This window comes from Streptomyces sp. SPB074 (assembly GCF_000154905.1).
Taxonomy (GTDB): Bacteria; Actinomycetota; Actinomycetes; order Streptomycetales; family Streptomycetaceae; genus Streptomyces.
This window is the reverse complement of sequence record NZ_GG770539.1, coordinates 1,849,639-1,857,208: the sequence shown is the minus strand read 5'-3', so window position 1 is coordinate 1,857,208 and position 7,570 is coordinate 1,849,639. Positions and strand designations below refer to the sequence as shown.

General features: G+C 73.7%; 6 protein-coding genes, 1 pseudogene and 1 other annotated feature. Of the genes and pseudogenes, 5 read left to right on the top strand and 2 right to left on the bottom strand.

Annotated elements, in window-relative coordinates:
- Window positions 1-36 precede the first annotated feature (36 nt).
- On the bottom strand, window positions 37-738 hold the full coding sequence (locus tag SSBG_RS07340; protein WP_037871207.1) for an SDR family NAD(P)-dependent oxidoreductase: 702 nt from the start codon (window positions 736-738) through the stop codon (window positions 37-39).
- 112 nt (window positions 739-850) lie between these two features.
- Here SSBG_RS07340 and SSBG_RS07335 point away from each other — a divergent pair.
- A pseudogene (locus SSBG_RS07335) lies at window positions 851-1,730 on the top strand (helix-turn-helix domain-containing protein).
- 166 nt (window positions 1,731-1,896) lie between these two features.
- On the opposite strand, the gene SSBG_RS07330 reads toward SSBG_RS07335, so the two are convergent.
- Entirely contained in the window at window positions 1,897-2,550 is a 654-nt protein-coding gene (locus tag SSBG_RS07330) for a TetR/AcrR family transcriptional regulator (protein ID WP_037869154.1), read from the bottom strand.
- Window positions 2,551-2,890: 340 nt separating this feature from the next.
- Here SSBG_RS07330 and SSBG_RS07325 point away from each other — a divergent pair, with 340 nt between their 5' ends.
- The 4 genes from SSBG_RS07325 to SSBG_RS07310 all read left to right on the top strand — a co-directional run bounded on the left by SSBG_RS07325 (window position 2,891) and on the right by SSBG_RS07310 (window position 7,386).
- The gene (locus tag SSBG_RS07325; RefSeq protein WP_008745565.1) at window positions 2,891-3,859 is read left to right on the top strand and encodes a tetratricopeptide repeat protein; all 969 of its coding nucleotides are present in this window, start codon (window positions 2,891-2,893) and stop codon (window positions 3,857-3,859) included.
- A 610-nt stretch (window positions 3,860-4,469) separates the two neighbouring features.
- A complete protein-coding gene (locus SSBG_RS07320) occupies window positions 4,470-5,090 on the top strand; it encodes a DUF6230 family protein (protein ID WP_008745564.1) in 621 nt (206 codons plus the stop codon).
- 201 nt (window positions 5,091-5,291) lie between these two features.
- Window positions 5,292-5,897: a DUF6114 domain-containing protein gene (locus SSBG_RS07315; RefSeq protein WP_008745563.1), complete on the top strand. Its 606-nt coding sequence runs from the start codon at window positions 5,292-5,294 to the stop codon at window positions 5,895-5,897.
- The gene (locus SSBG_RS07310; protein ID WP_008745562.1) at window positions 5,887-7,386 is read left to right on the top strand and encodes a hypothetical protein; all 1,500 of its coding nucleotides are present in this window, start codon (window positions 5,887-5,889) and stop codon (window positions 7,384-7,386) included. The genes SSBG_RS07315 and SSBG_RS07310 overlap by 11 nt, the downstream gene beginning before the upstream one ends.
- 63 nt (window positions 7,387-7,449) lie before the next feature.
- Window positions 7,450-7,570: a sequence feature (23S ribosomal RNA rRNA prediction is too short), on the bottom strand.

Below are 7,570 nucleotides of genomic sequence, written 5' to 3'. Positions count from 1 at the left end.
CGGTGCCCGGCCCCGTCGCGCGTGGCCCACGGCGCCTCACCAGGGCAGCGGCACGTGGCGGTCCACCGCGCGGCCCGTGCCCGCGACGGCCTCCTCCGTGGCGAGCGCCACGATCGCGTCGCTGCCCTCCGTCACGGTCTGCGTGCCCGTGTGGCGGTTGAGGTCCGTCGCGGTGTAGCCCGGGTCGGCCGCGTTGAAACGGACGCCCTCGACGCCGCGCGCGTACTGCGTCGTGAGCATCTTCACCGCCGCCTTGGACGAGGTGTAGAGCGGCGAGACCACGGAGTGCTCGACGCGCTCCGGGTCGTGCGTGAGCGTCTGCGAACCGAGGCCGCTCGTCACGTTCACGACACGCGGGTCCGCCGCCTCGCGGAGCAGCGGCAGGAAGGCGTGCGTCATCCGCACGATGCCGAGGACGTTCACCTGGAACACCCCGAGCGCGTCCTCGCCGGTGAGATCGGCGGCCGACTTCAACGGGCCCGTGATGCCCGCGTTGTTGATCAGGACGTCGACGCGGCCCTCGTGCGCCGCCACGTCCCGCGCCGCCGCCGTCACGGAGTCCGCGTCGCCGACGTCGAGCGCCACCCAGCGGCCCCGGACCTCCTCGGCGACGGCCCGCCCGCGCTCCGGGTCGCGGGCACCGACGAGGACGGTGTGGCCGAGAGCGGACAGGCGGCGGGCGGTTTCGAGACCGAGGCCGCGCGCGGCCCCGCTGATGAGAGTGATCGTGCTGGTCATGTCTCCGAGCGTGCGCCGCTCCCGCGCCCTGATCCAGGCACCCTTCGTCGGTAGGAACACCGGTACCACCTTCACCGCGCACCAGGCGGGCGGGCGCTCGTAGGCTGGCCGTATGAGCACCCCGGATGCCGACGGCCTCGGCGCGACGCTGCGCCGCTGGCGCGACCGCGTCAGCCCCGAGGAGGCCGGGCTGCCGGCCGGGCGCGGGCGGCGCGCCAAGGGCCTGCGCCGCGAGGAACTCGCCGCGCTCGCGGGGCTCTCCGTGGACTACGTCGTACGGCTCGAACAGGGCCGCGCGGGACACCCGTCCCCGCAGGTCGTCGCCGCGCTCGCGCGCGCCCTGCGGCTCGACGCCGACCAGGACGAGCACCTGCACCTGCTCGCCGGGCTCCCCCCCCGCCGCCCGCTCCGTGCCCCGCACGGTCTCGCCCGGCGTGCGCCGCCTGCTGCGCGGGCTCGGGGACGCGCCCGCCTCCGTCTTCGCCGCCGACTGGACCCTGCTGTGGTGGAACCCGGCCTGGGCCGCGTTGCTCGGCGAGCCGGGACCGGGCTGCTTCAACCTCATCCGCAGGCGCTTCCCCGTCCCCGGAGCGGTGCTCGCCGACGGCCCCGTGCCTGTCGAGTCCAGCGATCCCGCCGGTAGGGACCGCACCTTCGTCGCCGACCTGCGCCGGGCCCTCGCCCGCTACCCCGGCGACCCCGGCCTCCTCGATCTCGTCGCCGGGACCCGCGCGGGCAACAGCCGCTTCGCCGCCCTGTGGGACGAGGGGCTCGTGGGCCGGCACCGCGAGGACCGCAAGACGATCCACCACCCCGAGGCGGGCCCCCTCACGCTCGACTGCGACGTCCTGCTGGACGAGGAGCACGACCAGCGCGTCGTCCTGTACACGGCCGAACCGGGCAGCCGCGAGGAGGAGTCCCTGCGGCAGCTGATGGACCGGGCGGCGCGCGCGCCGGTACGCCTCCCGGACGACCCCTCGCGAGGCGGGTGAGCGCGCACCCGCAGCCCGCCGCGCCGGCAGCCCCGCGCCCGGACCCGTATGCCCCGCCCGAACCCCGCCCTGTGCCCGAACCCCGCCCCGTGCCCGGTCCCCGCCCCGCGCCCGGACCCCGTCGCAGGCGCCGCCCCGGCGCGTACCGCCCCCCTCAGCCCTCCGGTCAGCCCTCCAGACCCTCGATCAGCAGGGCCGCCAGCCGCCGGGACCACTCCTCGTCCACCGGCTCCGCGCTCACCAGGGCCCGGTGCACGACCGTGCCCGCGATGACGTCGAAGACGAGGTCCGCGTTGCGCGCCGCCGTCACGGGGTCGGGATCGCGGGGGATCTCGCCGCGCTCCTGCGCGCGGCGGCGGCCGAGCAGGACGAGGCGCTTCTGGCGGTCCACGATCGCGGAGCGGATGCGGTCGCGCAGCGCCTCGTCCCGGGTCGACTCCGCGATGACGGCCATGAGCGAGGTACGGGTCTCGGGGCGCTCCAGCAGCCGCGCGAAGCGGAGCACGACGGCCGAGACATCGCCCGCGAGGCTTCCGCAGTCCGGGAGTTCGAGTTCGTCGAAGAGCGCCGCGACCGCGTCCACGACCAGTTCGTTCTTGCCCGCCCAGCGCCGGTAGAGCGTCGTCTTCGCGACGCCCGCGCGCGCGGCCACGTCCCCCAGGGCCAGCCCCGACCAGCCCGATTCGACCAGCACCTCGCGCGTCGCCGCGAGGATCGCGGCATCGGCCGCGGCGCTGCGCGGTCGCCCCGCGCGGTGCCGCTCGGGGGAGGGCTCCGGGGCGGGCTTCGGGCCGGACGGGGGCAGGTCGGAGGCGGGCATGGCGTGACCATACCGGCCAGTAGCACTCCGGGGTGTGAAGGAGATCACCGCCCACGCCACCGCTCCACGAGTTACGCTACGACGCGTAGCGAAAGGCTCCCCGCCCGGCGGGGACGCTTCGAGCGACAACCACACCCGGGGTGGGGACCCCGGGAAGGCCGACCCGGGGTGGGGACTCCGGGGACGCGTGCCGCACCCGCCGCCCCGCGTGTGCGCACACCCCGTACGGGTGATGTCGTACGGGTCCTGGAACGGTCCGCCCCCAGGCGAGTGCGGGGAGAGCCGGTGCATCCTGCACCTGGCTTTTCCGCTGCGGCGGCGGAAGGGGGAGGATGGGCACATGCAGCCACGGAACATGTCCATGAGCGGGGTCGTCGACCTCGCCGCGGTGAAGGCGGCCCAGGAGGCCAAGGCCAAGGCCGAGCAGGCCCGGGCCGAGCGCGCCCGCGCGGGCGACACGGGAGCGGTCCCGCCCTCGGGGCTCGTCATCGACGTCGACGAGGCGGGCTTCGAGCGCGAGGTGCTCCAGCTCTCCACCGAAGTCCCGGTCGTCATCGACTTCCAGGTCCCGCGCGCCGAGCCCTCGGCGGCGCTGACCGCCGTCCTCGAACGCCTCGCCGTCGAGTACAACGGCCGGTTCGTCCTCGCGCGCGTCGACGCCGAGGCGAACCAGACGCTCCTCCAGCAGTTCGGCGTCCAGGGCATCCCCGCCGTCTTCGCCGTCGTCGCGGGTCAGGCCCTGCCGCTCTTCCAGGGTGCCGCGCCCGAGGACCAGGTCCGCCAGATCCTCGACCAGCTCATCCAGGTCGGCGAGGAGCGCTTCGGCCTCACCGGAATCCAGGTCGACGCCTCCGCCGCCGAGCGGGCCCCCGCCGGGGAGGAGCCGGCGGGCCCCTACGACCACCTCCTCCAGGCCGCCGTCGACGCGCTCGACTCCGGCGACTTCGCGGGCGCCGTCCGGGCCTACCGCAACGTGCTGAGCGAGGACCCGGCCAATACGGAGGCCAAGCTCGGCCTCGCCCAGGCCGAACTTTTGCGCCGGGTCTCGGAGCTGGACCCCGCGCAGGTCCGCGCCAAGGCGGCGGAGCGTCCCGCGGACGTCGCCGCGCAGCTCGCCGCCGCCGATCTCGATCTCGCGGGCGGCCACGTCGAGGACGCCTTCGGGCGCATCATCGACACCGTCCGCCAGGTCTTCGGCGAGGAACGCGACACCGCGCGCCTGCGCCTGCTCGACCTCTTCGAGGTCGTGGGCCCCGACGACCCGCGCGTCGTGGCGGCCCGTCAGGCCCTCGCCCGGGTGCTCTTCTAGGCGGGTAAGCGGGCATATGCCCCCCGCCCCGCGCCCCGGTTGATTTGGCGACACGGCGACTTCCGCACCCCCTCTTTGCCAAAACTTGGCAAAGAGGGGGTGCTGTTACTTGCAGTAAGAGGGGCCGGACCATCCGTCGCCCGCCGTGTGGTGATGTCCCGTTATGCGCGCTTATGCGAGGCGACTTTCTGTGCCACCGGTCCCGGCACCCGATGCCCGGTGGTCATGTCGGCGTTACTAGTCAGTAACGAACCCCTTGTGCGCGACCGCCGAATGCACCACGATCGGGCACGCTCGGTCCACTGCCTCCGGTCCGACAGCCAATCGGCGCCCGGGGGTTCCTGGATCCCCACCGGGCGGGCCGGAGCCCTCGCGGGCACCGGCCGGGACAGGGGGGTCTCCGCCGGTCGGCGGGGCCTGTCCACGGGTCGCGTGAGGACGCGGCCGAGTGGTTGTCGCTCGGGGGTGATCGCCGGAGATCAGCGCGCCGCACACGCGGCACGTTCCCGGCGCTCCTTCCCGAGGACGTAGCGCTTCTCCCATCCCTGCCCACGACCGCCGCCGGAGCGGCGGAACGGGCCCGGGATGTACGTCCGAGAAGGAGGAAATCATGGAATCTGTCGCTCGTGGCGGGACCAGATGGCGTCGCTTCGCCGTCGTCATGGTCCCGGGAGTCGCCGCCACGGCGGCGATCGGGGTCGCCGTCGCGCAGGGCGCGCTCGCGGCCTCGTTCAGTGTGTCGGGCCAGCAGTTCAAGGTCTCGGCGGACAAGCTCGACGGCCAGGGCTTCGCGCAGTACGGCGGCCTGGACGTGGAATCGGACGGGAAGACCGGTCACGCCGTGGCCATCTCCTCGTTCGAGGACGCGAAGCTGTACAACATGTGCCAGTCGGTCGTGACGCCGAACGTGCCGCTCGTCGGCACGATCACGCTCAGGCTCAACGCGGGTACCGACGCGAAGAACCCGGCGACGGCACACAACCTGTACGTGGACCTGGACGACCTGTCCGGCGAGGCGACGTTCTCCAACATCGACATCGGTGTGGCGGCGGGCGCCAAGACGCGCGGACCCGCGCTCGCGAAGAACACCCAGAGCGGTGCCTTCGCGCAGCAGGCCGAGCGCGCCGTCATCGAGGACGTCAAGCAGACGGCCTGGGCGACCACCGCCGGCACGTTCAAGCTGAGCGGGCTGCACATGTCGCTGCACAAGGGCGTCAAGGAGTGCTACTGAGCACCCCCGGCGGGACGGGTCCCCGTCCCGCCGCGCTCTGACTCGCGACCGCGGGCGGCCCCGGCGGGCCGTCCGCGGGACGCGGGCCCCTCGGCACGCGGACCTCCCCGTGCGGGCCCGGGCGGCGCCAACGCCCCGCCCCCGCACGGCCCTCCCGTGCCCCCTCATCCACGCATAGCCGGTTCCAGGGAGCTGTTTTCCATGAGCGCCGAGTCCCCAGGGCTGAGCGACAACCGACCGCACGCCTGGCGAACGCGGTTCCGCGACTGGCGGGGCACCCGGCCCTTCTGGGCCGGTGTGCTGACGCTGCTGGGCGGCATCCCCATCGCCTACATCCCCTACAACGACCTCAAGCTGGGGCAGCTGACGGTCCGCATGTCCACGACGGCGGGCGCGGGCTCCCTCATCATCGGGATCCTGCTCATCACCCTCGGCCTGACGATGTGGTACCAGGCGCAGGTACGGGTCTTCGCCGGAGTCGCGGCGATCCTCCTCGCCCTGGTCTCGCTCCCGGTCTCCAACTTCGGCGGCTTCGTCGTCGGCTTCCTCCTCGCCCTCCTCGGCGGCAGCCTCGCGCTCGCCTGGGTGCCGGACAAGAAGGGCCCGTACGGGAAGAGGGCCGAGGCCGGGGACCCGGCCGGCGATCCGGGCGGCGACCCGGCGCCCGAGGACCGCGGCGGCCCGGACGCGGGCTCCGGCCCCGTACTGCCCCAGCAGCCCGGCCCCGCGGGGAGTGACACCCCGGCCGGGGACGGCGGGCGGCCCTTCGCGCACCTCGCCGACGGTGGTGGGCACCGTGCCGAATGACGAGCTGCGCCCGGGGGAGGAGCGCAGACCGGGTCCCCGGCACGCGGCGCCGCGCAAGTCGGTCCTGACCAAGTTCCGCATCCCCGCCGGCAAGGCGATGGCCCTCGCGGCCATGCCCACGGCCGTCTTCGTCGGCATGGGGCTCACCCCGCGCCTCGCGCTCGCCGACGACAAGGGGGACCTGCCCTTCGCGCCCGGTCCCTGCGTGACCCGCTCCGACGAGCCGGGCCAGGAGCCCTCCGGCTCCGCCTCCCCCTCCACCAAGCCCTCGCCCTCGCCCTCGCACGGCGCGAGCCCGGGCGCCTCGCCCTCGCCCTCCGCGACCCCCGCACCCTCCGCCTCGGCCGAGGCGGAGGACGGGACGAAGAAGGACGAGCGGGACGGGGCGAAGGAGGAGACGAAGGCCGCCACGAACGCACCGGACGCCACGAAGGACGGCGCGGAGGCGAGCACCGGGGCGAAGACCGGGGAGCAGCCGGGGGACGAGCCCACGGCGAGCCCCACCCCGAGCCCGTCGAAGACGAAGAACCCGCTCGACCCGCTGGGTCTCGGCGACGCGCTCAAGGACCTCTTCACGCCGAAGGACGAGCAGGACGCCGAGGCGCCCGCGGCGGACGACAAGGCCGACGACGACAAGGCCGGGGACGAGAAGGCCGGGGACGGCGAGGCGGCGGAGCCGAAGGCCTACGGGAGCAAGGCCGCCGAAGCCGGCAAGCCCGCGGACAAGGACACCGAGGACGCCAAGGACACCACGTCCGAGGATGCCAAGGCCACGGACCCCGAGGCCAGGGACGACAAGGCCGGGGACAAGGCGGGCAAGGGGGACGAGGCCGGTGAGCCGCGCACCCTCAAGGACCACCTGAGCGCCGCCGCCCGCGCCGCCGGTGCCTCCGAGGAGGACATCGCCGAGGGGGCCCGCAAGGCCGAGGAGCAGAACGCCAAGGGCCCGCAGAGCGGGAAGGCGGACGAGGCGGGCAAGGGCGACGGGCCCGAGCCCTACCCCTGCCCCACCCGGGACGCGAAGGCCCTCGCCGACGCCGACGTGGACGAGAGCTACCCGCGCGTCGCCGAGGACCCCTGGACCCTGCACACCACGAAGCTGAGCCTGCACGGGCTCGGTTACGACGGCATCGTCAAGGTGCGCACGGCGAGCGGCAAGGTCAAGAACGTCCTCAAGTTCACCGCGAGCGGTATCGACATCAAGGACCTGCACCAGACCGCCGTCGGCCCCGGCGCGTACACGACGCACGTCAAGGGCGCCCCGGGCTCCACGTCGAAGATCCGCGACGGCAAGGTCACGATGTACACGGAGGAGCTCAAGGGGAAGCTGCTCGGCCTCATCCCGGTCGACTTCACGCCCGACAGCCCGCCGCCGCTCACCCTGCCCGAGCTGTTCTTCACGGACGTCACCGTCGTCCAGGCCGGTCAGTTCGGCGGCACGCTCACCATTCCGGGACTGCACAACTACCTGGACAAGAACCCGGGCTGAGCCCCGCCGTCCGTCCACGTACGTGGGAGGGGCGCCCCCGGCAGTTAAACTACCCATCAGACACTGTCCCCGATCCGGATCACGGACCCGGGTTAGACATCCAGCACGACCAGAGTGGTATTTCAACAACGACTCCACAACCACTGGCGTGGCCGCTTCACAGTCTCCCACCTATCCTACACAA

What these genes read in the sequence shown, in the direction of transcription:
- SSBG_RS07340 (WP_037871207.1), bottom strand. Translation starts at nt 738, where the DNA reads ATGACCAGCACGATCACTCTCATCAGCGGGGCCGCGCGCGGCCTCGGT.
- SSBG_RS07330 (WP_037869154.1), bottom strand. Translation starts at nt 2,550, where the DNA reads ATGCCCGCCTCCGACCTGCCCCCGTCCGGCCCGAAGCCCGCCCCGGAG.
- SSBG_RS07325 (WP_008745565.1), top strand. Translation starts at nt 2,891, where the DNA reads ATGCAGCCACGGAACATGTCCATGAGCGGGGTCGTCGACCTCGCCGCG.
- SSBG_RS07320 (WP_008745564.1), top strand. Translation starts at nt 4,470, where the DNA reads ATGGAATCTGTCGCTCGTGGCGGGACCAGATGGCGTCGCTTCGCCGTC.
- SSBG_RS07315 (WP_008745563.1), top strand. Translation starts at nt 5,292, where the DNA reads ATGAGCGCCGAGTCCCCAGGGCTGAGCGACAACCGACCGCACGCCTGG.